The sequence below is a fragment of the Acinetobacter sp. ANC 4173 genome (assembly GCF_004331255.1).
In the GTDB taxonomy this organism is placed as follows: Bacteria; Pseudomonadota; Gammaproteobacteria; order Pseudomonadales; family Moraxellaceae; genus Acinetobacter.
Genome location: NZ_SJOF01000012.1, coordinates 35,317 through 54,708 on the forward strand (window position 1 = coordinate 35,317; position 19,392 = coordinate 54,708).

18 protein-coding genes are annotated in these 19,392 nt (G+C 40.0%); 6 read left to right on the forward strand and 12 right to left on the reverse strand.

Features of this window, described 5'->3' with window-relative positions; translation table 11 throughout:
• Positions 1-15: 15 nt before the first annotated feature.
• The 5 genes from tssE to E0H94_RS13695 all read right to left on the reverse strand — a co-directional run bounded on the left by tssE (position 16) and on the right by E0H94_RS13695 (position 3,817).
• Positions 16-489 carry a type VI secretion system baseplate subunit TssE gene (gene tssE, locus E0H94_RS13675; protein ID WP_131327026.1) on the reverse strand — a complete coding sequence of 158 codons (474 nt, stop codon included), beginning with the start codon at positions 487-489 and terminating at the stop codon, positions 16-18.
• An 82-nt stretch (positions 490-571) separates the two neighbouring features.
• A complete protein-coding gene (locus tag E0H94_RS13680; protein WP_131327027.1) occupies positions 572-1,075 on the reverse strand; it encodes an Hcp family type VI secretion system effector in 504 nt (167 codons plus the stop codon).
• Between the two features lie 48 nt (positions 1,076-1,123).
• Positions 1,124-2,605 carry a type VI secretion system contractile sheath large subunit gene (gene tssC, locus E0H94_RS13685; RefSeq protein WP_131327028.1) on the reverse strand — a complete coding sequence of 494 codons (1,482 nt, stop codon included), beginning with the start codon at positions 2,603-2,605 and terminating at the stop codon, positions 1,124-1,126.
• Positions 2,598-3,107, reverse strand: coding sequence for a type VI secretion system contractile sheath small subunit (gene tssB, locus E0H94_RS13690; RefSeq protein ID WP_131327029.1), 510 nt, complete (start codon positions 3,105-3,107; stop codon positions 2,598-2,600). The genes tssC and tssB overlap by 8 nt, the downstream gene beginning before the upstream one ends.
• Positions 3,108-3,133: 26 nt before the next feature.
• Entirely contained in the window at positions 3,134-3,817 is a 684-nt protein-coding gene (locus E0H94_RS13695; protein WP_131327030.1) for a hypothetical protein, read from the reverse strand.
• A gap of 358 nt (positions 3,818-4,175) precedes the next feature.
• Between E0H94_RS13695 and tssH the strand changes: the two genes are divergently transcribed.
• The 6 genes from tssH to E0H94_RS13725 are packed head-to-tail and all read left to right on the forward strand — an operon-like array spanning position 4,176 to position 11,735.
• Positions 4,176-6,842, forward strand: coding sequence for a type VI secretion system ATPase TssH (tssH, locus tag E0H94_RS13700; protein WP_413773020.1), 2,667 nt, complete (start codon positions 4,176-4,178; stop codon positions 6,840-6,842).
• 25 nt (positions 6,843-6,867) lie between these two features.
• Positions 6,868-7,980 (forward strand): type VI secretion system protein TssA, encoded by a 1,113-nt coding sequence (tssA, locus tag E0H94_RS13705; protein WP_131327032.1) that lies wholly within the window; start codon positions 6,868-6,870, stop codon positions 7,978-7,980.
• 5 nt (positions 7,981-7,985) lie between these two features.
• Positions 7,986-9,350 carry a type VI secretion system baseplate subunit TssK gene (gene tssK, locus E0H94_RS13710; protein WP_131327033.1) on the forward strand — a complete coding sequence of 455 codons (1,365 nt, stop codon included), beginning with the start codon at positions 7,986-7,988 and terminating at the stop codon, positions 9,348-9,350.
• 12 nt (positions 9,351-9,362) lie between these two features.
• A complete protein-coding gene (locus tag E0H94_RS13715; RefSeq protein WP_131327034.1) occupies positions 9,363-10,166 on the forward strand; it encodes a DotU family type IV/VI secretion system protein in 804 nt (267 codons plus the stop codon).
• Positions 10,167-10,180: 14 nt separating this feature from the next.
• Positions 10,181-10,765 carry a hypothetical protein gene (locus E0H94_RS13720; RefSeq protein ID WP_131327035.1) on the forward strand — a complete coding sequence of 195 codons (585 nt, stop codon included), beginning with the start codon at positions 10,181-10,183 and terminating at the stop codon, positions 10,763-10,765.
• A 1-nt stretch (position 10,766) separates the two neighbouring features.
• Positions 10,767-11,735 (forward strand): M15 family metallopeptidase, encoded by a 969-nt coding sequence (locus E0H94_RS13725; RefSeq protein WP_131327036.1) that lies wholly within the window; start codon positions 10,767-10,769, stop codon positions 11,733-11,735.
• 135 nt (positions 11,736-11,870) lie between these two features.
• Here E0H94_RS13725 and E0H94_RS13730 read toward each other — a convergent pair whose 3' ends face one another.
• From E0H94_RS13730 to prpB, 7 genes are all read right to left on the reverse strand, one after another.
• Positions 11,871-12,020 carry a zinc ribbon-containing protein gene (locus E0H94_RS13730; protein ID WP_319922776.1) on the reverse strand — a complete coding sequence of 50 codons (150 nt, stop codon included), beginning with the start codon at positions 12,018-12,020 and terminating at the stop codon, positions 11,871-11,873.
• A gap of 362 nt (positions 12,021-12,382) precedes the next feature.
• Positions 12,383-12,526: a zinc ribbon-containing protein gene (locus E0H94_RS13735; RefSeq protein WP_205679301.1), complete on the reverse strand. Its 144-nt coding sequence runs from the start codon at positions 12,524-12,526 to the stop codon at positions 12,383-12,385.
• A gap of 515 nt (positions 12,527-13,041) precedes the next feature.
• Positions 13,042-13,788 carry a PP2C family protein-serine/threonine phosphatase gene (locus tag E0H94_RS13740; RefSeq protein WP_131327038.1) on the reverse strand — a complete coding sequence of 249 codons (747 nt, stop codon included), beginning with the start codon at positions 13,786-13,788 and terminating at the stop codon, positions 13,042-13,044.
• Positions 13,785-14,549: a protein kinase domain-containing protein gene (locus E0H94_RS13745; RefSeq protein WP_131327039.1), complete on the reverse strand. Its 765-nt coding sequence runs from the start codon at positions 14,547-14,549 to the stop codon at positions 13,785-13,787. The genes E0H94_RS13740 and E0H94_RS13745 overlap by 4 nt, the downstream gene beginning before the upstream one ends.
• A gap of 70 nt (positions 14,550-14,619) precedes the next feature.
• Positions 14,620-17,244 carry a Fe/S-dependent 2-methylisocitrate dehydratase AcnD gene (gene acnD, locus E0H94_RS13750; protein ID WP_131327040.1) on the reverse strand — a complete coding sequence of 875 codons (2,625 nt, stop codon included), beginning with the start codon at positions 17,242-17,244 and terminating at the stop codon, positions 14,620-14,622.
• Positions 17,244-18,395 carry a 2-methylcitrate synthase gene (gene prpC / locus E0H94_RS13755; RefSeq protein WP_131327041.1) on the reverse strand — a complete coding sequence of 384 codons (1,152 nt, stop codon included), beginning with the start codon at positions 18,393-18,395 and terminating at the stop codon, positions 17,244-17,246. Before prpC ends, acnD begins: the two co-directional genes overlap by 1 nt.
• 97 nt (positions 18,396-18,492) lie before the next feature.
• Complete coding sequence (gene prpB, locus E0H94_RS13760) at positions 18,493-19,377, reverse strand: methylisocitrate lyase (protein WP_131327042.1); 885 nt, start codon at positions 19,375-19,377, stop codon at positions 18,493-18,495.
• Positions 19,378-19,392: the final 15 nt, after the last annotated feature.

Below are 19,392 nucleotides of genomic sequence, written 5' to 3' on the forward strand. Positions count from 1 at the left end.
CGTTGTCCTTGTCCCTTAAGATTGCGCAGAAATAACATATTGTTGCGTCGTTGGTTTTAACAACGCATCAAAAACGACAGGCTCATATAAAGGATGAATATTTAAATAAGCCTGAATGGTTAAACACAATGCTCCCATATTGTGACCATCTAAAAGCATGTCCACTTTGACTTGTTTTAAGCGCGGTTCATGTGCAGAAATTGATTGCTCTATGGACTGACAAATTTTATCGCGATCGAGCGGGTTTGCTGTAGAAAGTCCAACAAAATCAATAATGCCAAATTGCACTATCGATTGTTTAGACAATGGATAAGCATCAATAAGATGATCTAATTTTGCCATACGGCTATTGAGTAAATCTTCAAGATCGTGAGCGACTGACTGTCTTAATTCTTGAATTGAAAGTCCTCTTATACTTTCAGTTTCAGGAAGTAAGCGATCAAACAGCGTGGACTGAAAACCGTAGGGATGTAACTGTTCTAAACTCATGCTCATTATCTAAGTCAATTTATTCTGCATTCAAAAATAGAGGACAACGATGGTTATCCTCTATGTATTGATCTGAGTTCAGTTATGCAGCATAAGATGCTGTGTTATTCGACAATGACCATTTCTTGGTCACTGCACCTTTCGCAGTACCATTAATATCCTGTTGATTATAGGTCCACTCAACAGCAGCATATTTCAAGCCGAAAGTTTCAGTTGGCACACCTTCTTCATTGACAATCGGCGCTACACTTGAAACGAGAACATGCTTCAATTTAATTTGAAGATATTTAATACGCTTATCGCCATTGGCACGGTAAAAATCAATTTGCACTTCATCAAAAGTGTAACCTGCTGAACATGCTTCCCATAGTTTCGGGCTAGTTGCATCAAGGTCTTTTACAAACTGCATATCTGCATGCTCAACGCGCTCAGCGGTGTGACCACCCACGCTAGATGAAGTTGCGGACTTGGGCTGACGAATATTGTGCGACCAAGAGTTTACTTCTAACCAACCCTTGTGCTCTGAGTCACGAGACTCACCATCAACTTTGTATTTACCTCGAAATTCGACGTATATATCTTTCATGAAATTATCCTATATTATAAAGTTCTTAATTATTGAGCTGTTCTTAATTTAATTAGAAGACTGAGGCAACTCAGTGACGAGCCGCAAAGATACGGACAACTCGTCCAGCTGGAAATGTGGTCTTAAAAAAACCACAGACTTGTAGTGACCAGGCTCTGCTGGATTTTCTACAACTTTCACGGAAGCCTCTCTTAATGGAAATTGGGCTTTTGCCTCTTGAGAAGCTCCATCATCCAAGAGCACATATTTTGCTAACCATTCATTTAAAAAGGCTTCGACATTACCTGCTGATGCAAAACTACCCACTTTGTCACGCATCATGGCTTTTAAATAATGTGCAATGCGAGAAACTGCCATAATGTATTGAATCTGGCTCGATAATGCAGAATTTGCATTTGCAGTATCGCTGTCATATTTCTTTGGCTTTTGCGCTGATTGCGCACCAAAAAATGCGGCATAATCCGTATTCTTACAATGAACCAATGGAATAAAACCAAGGTCACTCAACTCTTTTTCGCGGCGGTCTGTAATCGCGATTTCAGTTGGACATTTAAATGCGACTTCGCCATCGTTGGTTTTAAAGGTATGTACTGGTAAACCTTCAACCAATCCCCCTCCTTCTACACCACGAATTGCCGCACACCAACCATGCATATCAAAAGCATTGGTTAAACGTGTACCAAATGCATAAGCAGCATTCATCCATAAATATTCATCGTGGTTTTGACCCGAAACCTCTTCTACAAAATTAAAGCCTTCGGTTTGCATGCCTTGCTTTGGATCATAGGGTAAACGCCCTAAAACACGTGGCATGGTTAATGCCACATAACGGGCGTCATCACTTTCACGGAATGAACGCCACTGCACATATTCAGCGGTTTCAAAAATTTTTGATACATCTCGTGGTCGGTCAATATCGGTAAACGATTCCAGACCTAACATATTGGCACTGGCAGCAGAGATAAACGGAGCATGAGATGCCGCAGCAACATGTGAGATTTGCTCTAACAAATACATATCTGCTGGAGTACGATCAAATTCAAAATCACCAATTAAAGTTGCATACGGCGCTCCACCAAAGGAGCCATATTCTTCTTCATAAATTTTCTTAAATAAGGTACTTTGATCAAAATCTGTCGCACTTTGAAAATCTTTAATCAACTCTTTTTTTGTGGTGTTTAATACCCGAATTTTAATGAGCGGATTTGAAGGTGATTCTTGACAGAAGTAATATAATCCGCGCCATGTCGATTCAATTTTCTGAAACTCGGCATGATGCATAATTTGGCTTAATTGTTTAGAAATTAAATCATCAATTTCGGCAATCCGCTTATCAATCGACATCGACATATTGTCTGAAACCGTAATCGTTCCAGCCATCACTTCTTTAGCTAATTCAGCAATGAGACTTTTCGCACGATCATGCTCTTCATCATTTCGAGCGATGCGACTTTGTTCAACAATAGAATCAAGTAAAGTCAATTCAGCAGAGTTATCTTGTACAGCAAGTGCCGATTGCATGTTATTCATTGTCCGCTCCTACTTCTTGACTAAGCTGACGGACTTGTTCGGTATTTTTTAAAACATCATCTAACAAATCTTCTAAACGTTCACTATTCGATATTTTGTTACGCAAATCTGTTAAACGCTCACGTGCCTCAACCAATTTACGCAGTGGTTCAATTTGCTGTGCAATGTTTTCTGGTCTAAAGTCATCCATTGATTTAAAGGTTAAATCGACCCCAAAGCGCCCCCCCGTTTCTGAAAGCGTATTTGGCACCTGAAAAGTCGCGCGTGGTGAAAGCGATTCCATGACTTCATCAATATTTTCTAAATCGACGTTCACAAACTTTTTATCTTTGAGTTTGGTTTTTTCCTGCTCCGAAGCAGCAGAGAAGTCCCCTAAAACACCCACTACAAAAGGGAGCTCTTTAATTTCTTTCCCCTCACCCACTTCCACGTCATAAGTAAGTTGGACACGCGGGGGACGGATACGTTGCAATTTTTTTTGCACGCTTTCTCGTTTAGCCATGATTTAAAGCCTTGTATTTTAAATTTTTATAAACCCGCAAAAGGGTTACTGCTGCTATTCGCATTACTATTGGTTGTATTTACTTTAACCGTCGTTGTACTTGTCTTAGCCTTATTGGTTGTTGTCGCTGCGGATTTGGTTTTAGCCTTAGTTTTTGCAGCTGTTGTGACTTTTGCTGATTTTGCTGATTTTGTTTTCGATGATTTCGACGTTGATTGATTCTTTTCAGCCGTATTTAAGGCAGTTTCTAATAAAACTGAGGCTGGTTTTGCTGAATCAATTGATCGAATGAGTTCATTTGCAGCAGGATAAGTAATGTCCGAGCTAAGATAGCGCATTTCTTTCTGACGCATTTGTTTTAACGCATCATTTGCAATATCAGTCGCCGCGAGGAACTTAACATCAGTCAAGGTATTGCCCTGTACTTTTTCAGCTTCAAGTTGCTGTACCAATGCTAAAGCTTTTTCACTTCGGCCAATTTGCTGAAACCGTTGTGCCGCTTGAACCAAATAACCATTTTTATTATCTGCATTTTTTTTATCGCAGATTTGGCTATATGTTTTTAATAAAACAGGGTCATTTTCACCAGAAACTAAGGGATTTTTCTTGATGCAACTCCGAGAAATATCAATATCTGAATTACTCGCAAATGCACTCATAGATAAACTAGACAGCATTAAGCCTGCCCATAAGAGAATATTTGTCTTCAAAACAACCTCTATTATTAAGTATTTGTCTAAAGTTTTAACCGTTTATTTTCTGGTTTTTACTTTATGTATTTTTAAAGTAGGCAGATTTAACTAAAAATTAACTACAATAGTCAAGACAAATTTTGTCAGCTTATGGCATTTAATAACCTTAAATAACACTTTTTTTCTTAAATTTTATGATATATGATTCGCACAACTTTATACCAATTACTTAAAAACATAATTTTTCATGCTAGAAAGTTATGATTTTTTTGACTAAGAAAATTTGATTATTACTTTATTATTAATAACTTAACCAATAAAAATATTCGTATTAAAGTAGTGATTCAAATCTTAGTCTCAAAAGCTGAGATCCATAATGAATAATTTAAAAGTTTTAATTACAAAACTCTCTATTCCTACACGTGAAGCTTTAGAGAAGGCAGCGAACTTTTGTGTTTCTCAACAAAATTTTGAAATAGAGATTGAGCATTTACTAACTGAATTGATGAAACAAAATTCAGCTAATGATCTGCAACTCGTCTTAAAAAAATACAAAATCTCACATGAAAAACTGCTAAATGACTTAAGCCAAAGTATTGCATTATTGCCTAAAGGCAACACACGTACCCCTATTTTTGCTTTGTCTATCGTTCGCCTATTCGAACAAGCTTGGTTAGTGGCGTCCGCAGAGAAAATACCCGTCATTCGAACTAGTCATTTATTGATTGCATTACTTACCGCGACTGATTTACATCAGATTGCAACCCGAGCATCTGCACATTTGATCATGTTGCCAATCGACACGATAAAACATCAGTTTTTAGAGATCTGTCGGAACAGTACCGAATGTCATACAACGCCAACAGCCCAGTCTGAAACTGATCTTCTACCTCGCCCCACCCAACCATCAACTTCGCAAACGCCTGCCTTAGATCAATACACCGTCAACTTGACGCAAAAAGCACAAAATGGGCAAATTGACCCTGTAATTGGGCGCGAACATGAAATTCGCCTCATGCTCGATATCCTGATGCGACGTCGACAAAATAACCCGATTTTAACTGGCGAACCAGGCGTCGGAAAAACAGCGGTTGTTGAAGGACTGGCTTTAAAAATTGCACAAAATTCCGTTCCAAATGCGCTCAAAAATGTACAACTTCACACCTTAGATATGGGGTTATTACAAGCAGGAGCCAGTGTAAAAGGCGAGTTTGAAAATAGACTGAAACAAATTATTCAGGAAGTTCAACGTTCAAGTCATCCTATTATTTTATTTATTGATGAAGCACATACACTGATTGGTGCAGGAGGACAAGCGGGGCAAAATGATGCTGCAAATTTACTTAAACCTGCACTAGCTCGTGGTGAACTGCGCACTATTGCCGCGACCACTTGGGCAGAATATAAACAATACTTTGAAAAAGATGCTGCGTTAAGTCGTCGCTTTCAAGTCATTCAGGTTGAAGAACCGACCGAAGCCGTCGCAATTGATATGCTACGCGCCATGATTCCAGTTATGACTGAACATTTTAAGCTGCAAATTGATGATGAAGCGATTGTGACTGCCGTTCATGCATCACATCGTTACATCACTGGGCGTCAACTTCCCGATAAAGCCATCAGTGTTTTAGACACTGCGGCTGCACGTGTCGCACTGACTCAAAATGCTCAACCCGTTCAATTAGACCAATTTCAAGCCCAATTACATAATCTGAAACTAGAGCTGCGTATTCTACAGAATGAACACCAAAGCAATCCAATTCATGAAGAACGTCTAAACAGCATTCAAGAAACCATTCAGTCTTTAGAACAAAATATTCAAGCTATACAACAAAAATGGCAACAAGAATTGGCTTTGGTCAAACAAATTCAAGCTTTACAAGATAGCCAAGCGGTTAACTGCAATGAACAAATTGCTGAACTAAGATTCAAACTGCTCCAATTACACAACCATAATCCGCTCGTTTTTGACCGTGTAAATGCCACCATCATCAATGAAATTATTTCTGATTGGACGGGTATTCCTGTTGGAAACATGGTCAGTGATGAAATTAAGCAAATACTTAGTTTAGAAAGTAAACTTGAACAACGTGTCATGGGTCAAGATTATGCGTTAAAACTCTTGGTTCAGGGGATTAAAACAGCAAAAGCCAAACTTGAAGATCCCAATAAACCACAAGGTGTGTTTATGTTAGTGGGACCAAGTGGTGTAGGTAAAACTGAAACAGCACTGGCACTGGCACAGGAATTATATGGTGGTGAATCGCATCTGATTACCATCAATATGTCTGAATACCAAGAAGCCCATACTGTTTCCTCGTTAAAAGGTTCGCCTCCGGGTTATGTAGGTTATGGTCAAGGTGGCGTATTGACCGAAGCTGTACGTCGAAATCCGTATAGTGTGGTTTTACTGGATGAAATTGAAAAAGCACATCAGGATGTGCAAGAATTATTTTTCCAAGTCTTTGACAAAGGCACACTTGAAGATGGTGAAGGGCGTGTCATTGATTTTAAAAATACAACGATCTTACTGACTTCAAATACAGGCTCCAGCAGCATCATGCAAGCCTGTCTCAATCATCCTGTCGAGCAATGGCCTACTGCTGAGCAACTACTTGATAAATTGAAACCAAGTTTATATCAGCAATTTAAACCTGCATTTTTAGGTCGCATGCAAATTGTTCCGTATTTCCCCTTACATGATGATCTTTTAATTCAAATTATTGAGCATAAATTAGGAAAAATTATTCAACGCATTGAACAGCAATATCAGGTGCAGGTTCAGTATAGCGATGATGTCAGTGAGCTATTACTTAGCCGTTGCACTGAAGTCGATAGCGGTGCCAGAAATGTAGATCATATTTTAAATGCCTCGATTCTGCCGGCTTTAGCGACAGAAATTTTACTGGCTTTAAGCGAACAAAAGCTACCAAACCAAATTTGGATAGACGTACAGAATGACGAGTTCATCTATGTTCTTGATCCTAAAATGAAACCATCTAAAAAGAAAAAAGCCAAAGCAGTCAAAGCTGAAACTGTATAAAACGTAAATTGGATTATTTCGTACTATGAATATAGAGTTAGACAAGTTACTCGAACCCATTTCGGGTGCAAAAGCATGTGGGGAAGATTTATCCTTTTCCAATGAATTTCATGCGATAAAAAAGGCCAAGACCGAGGATGATCCATCTTTGATCTTAGGCGACTGGATTACGGAACCGAAACAAGCAGACTGGAATTTTGTTGCAGAACAAAGCTGCCAACTTCTGATTGAAAAAACCAAAGATATTCGACTGCTCACTTGGTTATCTGAAGCATGGGCAAATTTATATGGTTTTCATGGCTTAGCGAAGAGTCTGGAACTATCACACCGCTTATTAGAACAATTCTGGCTCAAATTACACCCTGCAATTGAAGAAGATGACTTAGATCAACGCTTGGGATTATTAAAAGGTTTAGTCAATCAACTCCCACTATTAATCAAAAAAACACCGCTCATTGAAAGTTCGCCAGCTTATTCTTTATGTGATTATGATAATTTTCTTTATCAAAATAACAATCAAAGAAAACAAGCAGATGATGATACGGTATTTTCGAATCAACTTGAGCAATTTGACCTCGCGCTAGCGCAGAGCTCTCGAACAGTACAAGTACAGAATTACCAAAGTTTTGAACAACTTTTATTGCATTGGGAAACCTTAAAACAGGTACTAGATCAACTCATGCAACTGGAAGCTCCGAGCTTTGCGCATATCGATTCACAACTTGAAGATATTCATAAATCCTTAAAGAAAATTTATAAAGCCGATCAATTTCAACATGGATCTGACACTTTAGACACTTCATCTACGCTTGAAGTATCAACAGATACCAGTCAATTACCTCAAACCGAAACAGCTTTCGCTATGCCCCTGCATTCACAACAAGGTTTTCAACCTTCCCCGCAAAGTCATTTACAGAATCGGGAACAAGCCATCAAAGTTTTACAAGACATTGCCGATTATTTCCAAACCCATGAACCGCATAGCCCAGTGAGTTATATGCTGCAAAAGACGGTTAAATGGAGCCAAATGCCTTTACATGAATGGTTAGCTCAGGTCATTAAACAGGAAAATCCACTTGAATCTGTTCAAGAATTATTGGGCATCTCATCAATCAACAATGAAACAAGTAACTGGTAATTGACATGTTTAAAGCAGAAAAAATTCTTTGGGGCGAAGGTTTGTTTTTACGTCCTCAGCACTTTCAATTACAAGACCGTTATCACGAACAGCATCTAAATCATACTATTCGCGCGACCATCCCTTTTGCCTACGGTATTCAAAAAATTACCTTCGATGAAAGCCAATTGACCTTAAATGTTTTGGCTTTAGAAGCTATTGAAATGATCTGGCAAGACGGGGAAATTTATGCCGCTCCCTCACGTGACCTTTTACCTGAACCCATTTTATTGGACCATTTAAACTTGCAAGGTGAAATGCAAATTTATTTGGCGATTCCGATTGTACAAGCCAATAAAAAGAATGTGTCATATGAGAAAAGTACCCAGCCGAGTCGTTATCACTGTTACTTGACTGAAACCCATGACCTGTTTACCGATGCATCTCCTGCTGAGATTTCTCTGCTACAACGTCGTGCAGAATTTAAGTTATTAGAACCACATATAATGCCAACCCATGAAATGGATGGTTTCTTGTATCTACCCGTTGGCATGATTAAACGCCAAAGTTCGGGACATTTTGAACTTGACCCGAAGTTTATTCCGCCGTTATTACATATTGAATCGAATGCGGCATTGTTAAACCAGTTGAAACGCCTGCTGAATATCATCCGTGCCAAGATTAAAACTATTCAATCTAATAATCGTGAAAATGAACAAAAACTGATTGAATTTCGTTCTGGCGATATTGTGTCTTTTTGGTTGGTCAATGCACTTAATACAGCATATTCCAGCCTCAACCACATTTTTCAACACCCTCAGATTCACCCTGAACGCTTATTTTCTGAACTGTTACGATTAACTGGTTCTTTACTGACTTTCTCCTCCGTCTATGAAGTAGATCAACTGCCCAAATACCAACATCACCAGTTGCAACAGAGTTTCAGTGATTTAGAACAAATTTTACGTGACTTACTCGATACGATTATTTCAAACCGCTACATCAGTATTCACCTCAAAGAAACACGTCCATCGTACTGGGTCGGTAGTCTTGAAACTGACAAAATTACCCGAGATACCCGACTGTATGTTTCTGTCTCTAGTAGCATGATGCAAACGCATGAACTGATTCAAATTGTTCCTTTACGCTTTAAAGTAGGCAGTACCATTGACGTCGAACAACGTGTGGTTGCAGCACTTCCTGCGATTCCATTACATCACTTAATGCAGGTTCCTACGGCCATTCCTGTACGTTCAGGGGTGAGTTATTTTGAAATTGAACCTCATCATGAGCTTTACCAGCAGATGTTGTCTTCTGAAACCATTTGTATTTATGTCCCATCTGGTTTCCAAGACATTAGTATTGAATTAATTGCTGTGATGAATAGCTAAGGAATAATAAAAATGAATTCTTCTAGTCAGGCACCCTCTTTATTTGATGATGGTCAAATTGGTTCAAATACCTTGCCTTATCACTCTGCGATTGTGAAGCCGACATCCTGCCTCATTGATTTACTCTATGATGGCTTTTATGTGGTTTTTTTATTAAGAAACCAATATGTCCCCCAACAACCAGAACAATTTAGACAAAAAGTTCTGGATTTATTACACCGCTTTGAACAGCAGGCACGCAAATTACAATTTTCTGCCGAAGATATTCATGATGCCAAATATGCCTATTGTGCCTTGTTGGATGAAACCATTGTCACGCAGCAAAACGATGCATTTTTTAATTTGCAAAATCTATGGTTAATTAACCCACTGCAATTGAGTCTGTTTGGTTCACAACTGGCAGGTTATCAATTCTTTGAACTTTTGGAGCAACTGCGTAGCAAAGGTAAAGACCGACTCGCCTCACTCGAAGTTTTCCATTATTGCTTGCTGTTGGGCTTTCAAGGTAAATATCGGATTGAATCGATTGAAAGTCTAAACCATTTGGTGGCACGAATTGGAGATGAAATTGATTACTTAAAAGGGAAAAAAGCAGCGTTCTCGCCTTTTTCGGCTCTACCTGATCAAATCAAAAACATCATTCATCGTGAACTTCCTTTCGTCTGGATTATCCTATTTTTATTGATTTTTAGCCTTTTGGCTTTTGCAGGTCTAAGGTATTCGCTTAACCAGCAAACGCAAAAGTCGCTTGTACCATTTAACAATGTAATTAGTACGCCTACAGAACAGGCCAACATTACGATTTATTTACCTTAAATTGTTGGTGGCACATGGCTCAAGAAAAACAAAATAACCTACGCATTTTAAAAGCGAACCCTGCAAAACCACAAAAACGTTCAAGCATTTATGTGATTGCAGGGTTTGTGGGTGGCATTATTTTAAGTTGTGGATTTTTCGGTTTTTATCTTTATGCTCAAAATGCTGAAAAAACCGTACCGTCTGAGATAGAGCGTGATCACGTGGAGACCGTTACAGATTCATCTTCCCTCGAAACGAAGCCAATCGAAAATGCGACCACAGCAGATGAGGATATTGATTATCCGAATCAAATCAATGAACAAGAAATGTCCGCACTGTTTAAGCACTCCGTGAATACTACGACCAATCCAAATACGCATACTCAAAACAGCTCACCTTTTGCCAATCTGGGTCAGCAACCGGAATTAGCGAACAAAGAAGCGAGCGCAATCGAAAGAAAAGTGCAGAAACATCAACCTGTGTCCCCAACGGCAAAGCCACCAGCACAAGGCGTAGTGAAACCTGCGCTATTAAATCAGTTGGATAAAGAAGTTGAATTGGCTCAGCCTCAAGTATCGACCTCACATCCATCATCACCTGATGTACAGTCAAACTAAGATGATTATTTTTATTGGCTGTAGCTTTCTGGCGTTGGTGATTGGTTTGAGCTTGTTAATGTCTTACGAGCTTCGGCTGCGAACCCTAAATTATGTACGGATGATTCTACCCAGCAGCAAACAAAAGCTTGGGCACGCACGTCAGTTTGCGCAAGAAATGAGCTATGCTGCTTCTGCCGAACAAACTCAAACCCATTGGCATTTACAACAATGGTGGATTTTAATTGCTGGATTCTTTTTATTGGGCAGTATTCTGCTTTTTGCCTTTACCCGTCCCATTGATCCCACCAAAGTCGAGGCCAATTATCTGGAACAAGTCGACCCACAAATTTATGCCTTATTGAATGGTGAAATACTGACACCGCCACCAGAGGTCGATGAACAGTTGGTAGATGCTGCAATTGTTGAAGCCATGCAACTAGAACAGCAGTATCAAGCACAGAACAATAGTGTCACGGCTCAACCGTTCTCTTTAGAACGTGATACGACATTTGAACAAAGTCATGGGCATTTTGATAGTTCATTGATTGACCGTAAATGGGATCGAATGAATTTACGCTACAAGCAACGGCTATTGATGGTGTTTAAAATCATGCAGGAACGTTATGGTTATGAACTGGTATTGTTAGAAGGTTACCGTAGTCCTGCACGTCAAAATATGCTTTCTGGCAATAAAAATACCACGCGTGCTAAAGCCTTCCAGAGCTATCACCAATTTGGCTTGGCTGCGGATGTAGCATTTAAACGGGATGGCAAAGTGGTAATTTCTGAACGTGACCCTTGGGCTTGGAAAGGCTATCAACTATATGGTGAAGTTGCCGAATCGGTCGGTTTAACTTGGGGCGGACGCTGGAAGTCCATTCATGACTATGGTCATACTGAATTCCGTATGCCAGGTTTGAAAAAAACGGCGGAAATGGCAGAAAAACTCACCACAGAAGGACAGCTTTTAGCACAAGAGTTCAATTAATAATGTGCCCAATTGAGATGACTGCATACCGAGTCATATATCTTTATATTGTTCATGACAACAAAAAGCCCTATGGATGAATAGGGCTTTTTTTAAAACAGGGATATCTGTTTTAATGTTGTTGCTTAATCACTTTTATTTTTGAAATTGAGTGCAAGCGCATTTGGTACACGGGGGTAAACGATCAGTACCAATTTCTAAGTAGACTCGACGTCCGCATTGAACACAAAAATAGAAGCCTGTTCCAGGTTTAGAGCCAGCAGTAACCATTTTTGTCCTCCTTATGTTGTTTTAGAAATGGTGTACCTAGTATAACGCACTTATGCCCAATGTCTATTGATCATTTTTAAAAATAATGGCGTCATAAATGTAAGAAATGATGTATTCAAAAAATTGGTGAGCCAAATAAAATTTAATCATTTAAGCGAAACTTTGATTACTTTATGAACATAAATAATGCTTTAGATTGCATATGCCCTGTTCTTTAGAGCCATTGATCGTGAACTTACTCTCATAGCGGTAGATATACTTGAAAGCGTAAATCAGGTTTCGTTCCCTTCAACCCTTTTCTTGATGTAAATAAAAAGCCCTATCGTGTGTGACAGGGCTTGATTCAAAACAGCGGATCACTGTTTGCAGTGAGCAGCTTAGGCAATCTTGTTGTTAAATTGATTGCCAAGGCATTTGGTACACGGGGGTAAACGGTCTGTACCAATTTCTAAATAGGTGCGGTGTCCGCATTGAACACAAAAATAGAAACCTGTTCCAGGTTTAGAGCCAGCAGTAACCATTTTTGTTCTCCATGTGTTTTAGAAATGGTGAACAGAGTATAGACAAGCTTTTGAGATTGTAGAGTCTATTTTGTGACCGCAGGGGTCAGTAAATAATTAATGACTAACTCACCGAATACTTCAACAATGCCAAGTTAATCAATAAAGATTCTATATCTATACATCAAACATAGAAAATATAATACTTAATATAGAAGTGCACCACAGTTATAAAATGTGTAATGGACTTTAAAAAGTGAAATCCTCTTAGAATAAAAAATAATAACTATCCAAAAAATTATTATAGCCTTTATGCCAAAGAATTTTGAAAAAAATTTATATCTAACTGCTCATTTCAATTGTAAGAATTAAAATAATATATACATATTCAAAACGACTGTGTCATAAATCTACCACTATAAAGTAAAAAAACGAATGATAGGTATTTTTTAAATAAAAAACTAACACCTATCAATTCTAAAAAATAAAGACCTAAATCTTTTAAAATTCAACTCATAATTATCAAAACCTTAATACTATATTTTTTCAGCAACTATAAATTCTGCACCAACAAATGAAGAATCATCTATTAAACCCTTATTTAGTATCCTATTAGATAAACTATTACTGAATCTCAATATATTTTTCATTGTGTTGATAGAGAATCTCGGACGCTCCTCCCAATAATGATGAGCTCCATCCGACATTAAAAATAAGGATAGTTTTCCATCATTTTGAACTAAGTCAGACAAGGAAATACTAAAAAAGTCATATTTACGTAAAAATTTTTCAGAAATAGCAGAGGTTATAATATTTCCGCCATCCAATTCTTTTAGCTCTTTCTTTGTATAAATTTTTTCATCTAAGAATTTTTGATGTTGCGTATGATCTTTTGTTAAACACTGTAGCTTATTATCAATTAAAACATATAAACGACAATCACCAATATGAGCAATATATAATTTATCTTTATTTAAATAGGCAAGGGTAAGAGTAGTTGCTGCATTCTTATAATTCTCATTATTAGTTGTTATTTTTCTGAGGCTATCTTTTAACTCAGAAAATAAAGTTTCACCATCACTAAAATCAAAGCTTTTTAATTTATTTAAATATTCAATAGTGTTAGATGATGCATGATAAGCTCCTTCATACGAACCAACTCCATCAGCTACAGCAAGAATAAAGCCATCATTAACTTTTTTTGCAACTAAAATGCTATCCTCATTTTGCTTTGAATCAATCTTTGGATAAGAAAAAGCTGCACTTCTAAACAAACTAATCATTCTTCTACCCCAACTAATGAATCTAATTCCGTAAGTATTTCATCTATATTATTGTATCGTTTTGATGGACGACGATTTGTAGCTTTTTCAATCATTGAGTCAAACTCATTATCTATCGCTAATTCCTCTAAAAGCACCCCTATAGCAAAAATATCACTTTGTGGACTGTATTGCTGTCCACCACATTCAGGTGCTATATATCTTTCTGTCCCCATCGCAGGATCGTTAATTCGAGTTAATACAATTGAATTAGGATCTTGCATTAAATTCTTAACCAACCCGAAATCACCTATTTTATAAGTATCATCAAACTTTAAAACATTTCTTGGTTTAATATCTCGATGTAACAAATCGTTATCATGGATACATTTAACACCATTCAATACACATCTAAAAGCATGTATTTTTTCTACCTTATTTAATCTATTTGCTTTAATCTCTTTACTCAAATCTTTGTCAGCTAAATCCATTAGATACCATGGATTATTATTGTCTATAGAATGCAAATATATTGGTACTATATTTTTATGAGGACACTTTTCTTGATAAAGAATTTCACGTTCAAATCTTTTAATAATATCAGCGCGTACTACGCCTTGACTCGTATATATATATGGATCTGCAGCAAGACTTTTTCTAGCAAACTGACCAGGACAGCGCTCCATTTTAGAATTATAAAGCTCTACCCGCTCAACTAATCCAAAGCCACCACTACCTATCTCTTCTTTTATATCAAGAAGATAATTCCCATGTTCAATCATTATTTTTCACATCAAAAAACCCCACATAACTGTAGGGCTTTTTTTTAACAAATTCAAATACTTTTAATAATTAAGCTCTTAATTGCTCTTTCTCTTCTTGGCTTTCCAAAAAGTCCTGAGCAAAACGCTGAAGCACACCACCCGCTTCATATACAGAAACTTCTTCTTCTGTATCTAAACGGCAAGTGACAGGCACTTCCACAATCTCACTCTTACCTTCAGCCGTTGCACGCTCAATCACTAAAGTTAAAGTCGAACGTGGCGCGATATTACCAATCACGCTATAAAGCTCTGTACCATCTAATTTTAAAGTCTTGCGGTTTACACCTGCTTTAAACTCAAGCGGTAACACACCCATACCCACCAAGTTAGTACGGTGAATACGCTCAAAACCTTCTGCTACAATGGCTTCAACACCTGCAAGGCGTACACCTTTCGCAGCCCAGTCACGGCTTGAACCCTGACCGTAGTCAGCACCCGCAATGATGATCAGCGGTTGCTTACGGTTCATGTAGGTTTCAATCGCTTCCCACATCCGCATCACTTCGCCTTCTGGCTCTACACGCGCTTTTGAACCTTGCTTGATCGTACCGTCAGAACGACGAACCATTTCATTAAACAATTTCGGGTTGGCAAATGTTGCACGTTGTGCAGTCAAGTGATCACCACGGTGGGTTGCGTATGAGTTGAAGTCTTCTTCAGGTACGCCCATTTTATGAAGGTATTCACCCGCAGCCGAATCCATCATAATCGCGTTTGAAGGCGATAAATGGTCTGTGGTGATGTTGTCACCCAAAATGGCAAGTGGACGCATGTTCGCTAAAGTACGAGGTGCAGCCAACGCCCCTTCCCAATATGGCGGACGGCGGATGTAAGTACTTTGTGGGCGCCAGTCATAAAGGGGACTTTCGGCTTCTACGCTTACGCCTAAGTCAAACATTGGAATGTAGACTTTACGGAACTGTTCAGGTTTCACAGCTTCTTTAACGAGTGCATCAATTTCAGCATCCGATGGCCAGATGTCTTTCAGGTAAATCGGGTTACCGTCTTTGTCATGACCCAAAGCATCTTTTTCGATGTCAAAACGAATGGTCCCTGCAATTGCATACGCCACGACAAGCGGTGGAGATGCCAAGAACGCTTGTTTTGCATATGGATGGATACGGCCATCAAAGTTACGGTTACCCGAAAGTACCGCTGTTGCGTACAAGTCACGGTCAATGATTTCTTGTTGGATGACTGGATCTAACGCACCCGACATCCCGTTACATGTCGTACAAGCATACGCCACAATACCAAAACCCAGTTGCTCTAAGTCTTTTAGAACACCCGCTTCTTCAAGATATAAAGCTGCTGCTTTTGAACCCGGTGCAAATGATGATTTCACCCAAGGTTTACGCACTAAACCTAGCTCATTTGCTTTACGCGCCAATAAACCTGCGGCCACGGTGTTACGTGGGTTTGAGGTATTGGTACATGAAGTAATCGCAGCAATGATGATTGCACCATCTGGCATTAAGCCATCCGTACGGTGCTCAACCACGCCTGCAATACCTTTCTCTTTCAAGTCAGCAGTAGATACACGTGCATGTGGGTTTGATGGACCTGCAATGTTACGCGTTACTGTTGAAAGATCAAAACGAAGTACACGTGGGTACTCGGCTTTGGTCATGTCCGATGCCCAAAGACCGATTTCTTTTGCGTACTGTTCAACCAATGCCACTTGAGCATCTTCACGGCCTGTTAGGCGTAAGTAGTCAATCGTGTTCTGGTCGATGTAGAACATTGCAGCCGTAGCGCCATATTCTGGGGTCATATTGGAAATGGTTGCGCGGTCGCCCACAGACATGCTGTCAGCCCCTTCACCAAAGAACTCAAGGTAAGCACCGACTACACGCTCTTTACGTAAGAACTCAGTGAGTGCCAACACGATGTCTGTTGCGGTGATGCCTGCTTGACGCTGACCCACAAGCTCAACACCAATAATGTCGGGTAGACGCATCCAAGATGCACGACCCAACATGACATTTTCAGCTTCTAAACCACCGACACCGACAGAGATTACGCCCAAAGCGTCTGTATGTGGTGTGTGTGAGTCTGTACCTACACATGTGTCTGGGAACGCCACGCCATCACGCGCCTGAATCACTGGAGACATTTTCTCCAAGTTGATTTGGTGCATGATACCGTTCCCCGCAGGGATCACATCGACATTTTTAAATGCTGTTTTGGTCCACTCAATAAAGTGAAAACGGTCTTCGTTACGACGGTCTTCAACAGCACGGTTTTTTGCAAAAGCGTCTGGGTCAAAACCACCATATTCCACGGCCAAAGAGTGATCCACGATGAGCTGGGTTGGCACCACTGGGTTGACTTTAGATGGATCTCCCCCTTTGTCAGCAATTGCATCACGCAAGCCTGCAAGGTCAACCAATGCTGTTTGCCCCAAGATGTCGTGACACACCACACGCGCAGGGTACCAAGGAAAGTCCAAGTCCTGACGGCGTTCAATCAACTGCGTTAAATAATCAGTTAAATTTTCTGCATCAGCTTTACGTACAAGCTGCTCTGCCAACACTTTAGAAGTGTAAGGCAGTTTTTCGTATGCGCCTGGCTGAATATCTTCTACGGCTTGACGCACGTCGTAATATTCAAGCTGAGTACCTGCCAGCAGTTTACGGTATTTTGTGTTCATTAACCACGCTCCGCCAATGGTTTAAATTCGAGGTTTTCAGGGCCTGTGTAGTTCGCGCTAGGACGAATAATCTTGCCATCTTGACGCTGTTCGATTACATGTGCAGACCAACCCGCAGTACGTGCAATCACGAACAATGGGGTGAACATAGCCGTTGGAACGCCCATTAAGTGGTAGCTCACCGCACTGAACCAGTCAAGGTTCGGGAACATGTTTTTCACTTCTTTCATCACGGCTTCTAAACGTTCCGCAATCAAATACATTTTTTTGTTTTCTTGCGTATTGGCCAATTCAAGTGCGACTTGCTTAATCACTTCGTTACGTGGGTCAGCAATGGTGTAAACAGGATGGCCAAAACCAATCACCACTTCTTTATTTTCTACACGCTTACGAATGTCTGCTTCTGCTTCGTCTGCGTTGTCGTAACGCTGTTGAATCACGAATGCAACTTCGTTCGCACCACCATGTTTCGGACCACGTAATGCACCAATTGCACCTGCGATAGTTGAGTACATATCTGAACCTGTACCTGCAATCACACGTGAAGTGAAGGTAGATGCATTAAACTCATGCTCTGCGTACAAAATCAACGACGTATGCATCGCTTGAATCCATTGTTCACATGGTTTTTCACCGTGTAACAAATGCAGGAAGTGCGCACCAATTGAGTCATCATCGGTTTCCACTTCAATGCGTTTGCCGTTGTGGCTAAAGTGGTACCAGTAAAGCAACATTGAACCGAAAGATGCCATTAACTTGTCTGCGATGTCGCGTGCACCCGCATAGTTATGGTCTTCATGTTCTGGGGTTAAGCAACCAAGAACCGAAACACCTGTACGCATCACGTCCATTGGGTGTGCATACGGTGGGAGCTGTTCTAAAGCTGCTTTAAGTGATGCAGGTAAACCACGAAGTGCTTTCAGTTTATTTTTATAGGCTTTGAGTTCCGCTTTATTCGGTAATTTGCCATGAACCAAAAGGTAAGCCACTTCTTCAAATTCGCTTTGACCGGCAAGGTCTAAAATGTCATAACCACGGTAGTGCAAGTCGTTACCGCTACGTCCAACAGTACACAGGGCTGTATTGCCCGCTACTTGCCCGCTAAGTGCGACTGATTTTTTAGGCTTGAATCCGTTTGTTGTTGCATTCATGAGATCTTCCTTCTTCCATTGGGTGGATCAATTCGTTTTTATGCTTTGCGTCAGTTTTATTTCCTAGACTGACACAAAGATTTTTATGGTTAAACTGTTATTTATTTTTAACAAAAGAGGCATCAAGGTATTGTTCAAACGCATGGTAGTTAATGCGGTCATACAATTCTTGACGCGTTTGCATAGTATCGACCACGTTCTTTTGTGTGCCTTCTTTACGTAAAGTGGTGTAGACATTTTCCGCTGCCTTGTTCATGGCACGGAAAGCCGACAGTGGATAAAGCGCAATGCTGACATCCGCAGAAGCCAATTCCTCTGTGGTGAATAATGGCGTAGAACCGAATTCAGTAATGTTTGCCAAAATTGGAACATGCGTTGCAGCAGCAAATTGTTTATACATCGCCAATTCGGTAATCGCTTCTGGGAACAACATGTCCGCGCCTGCTTCAATATAAGCACCTGCACGGTCAATTGCAGCTTGCAAACCTTCTACCGCCAAAGCATCGGTACGCGCCATAATCACGAACTTGTCATCACCACGTGCATCAACCGCCGCTTTAATACGGTCTACCATTTCTTGTTGTGAAACAATGGCTTTGTTTGGACGGTGACCACAACGTTTCGCACCGACTTGGTCTTCAATATGCATAGCCGCTGCACCAAACTTGATGAGTGCTTTTGTAGTACGGGCAATGTTAAATGCTGAAGCACCAAAACCTGTGTCGGCATCAACCAATAAAGGCAAGTCACATACATCGGTAATACGGCGTACATCCGTCAGTACATCATCGAGGTTACTAATACCTAAGTCAGGCAAACCCAAAGAACCGGCTGCTACACCACCGCCAGATAAATAAATGGCTTTGTAACCTGCACGCTTTGCCAATAAGGCGTGATTAGCATTGATGGTTCCGACCACTTGTAGTGGATGTTCACTTGCAACCGCATCACGGAATTTCTGCCCTGCTGATAACGTTGACATACGTCCTCCCTCTCT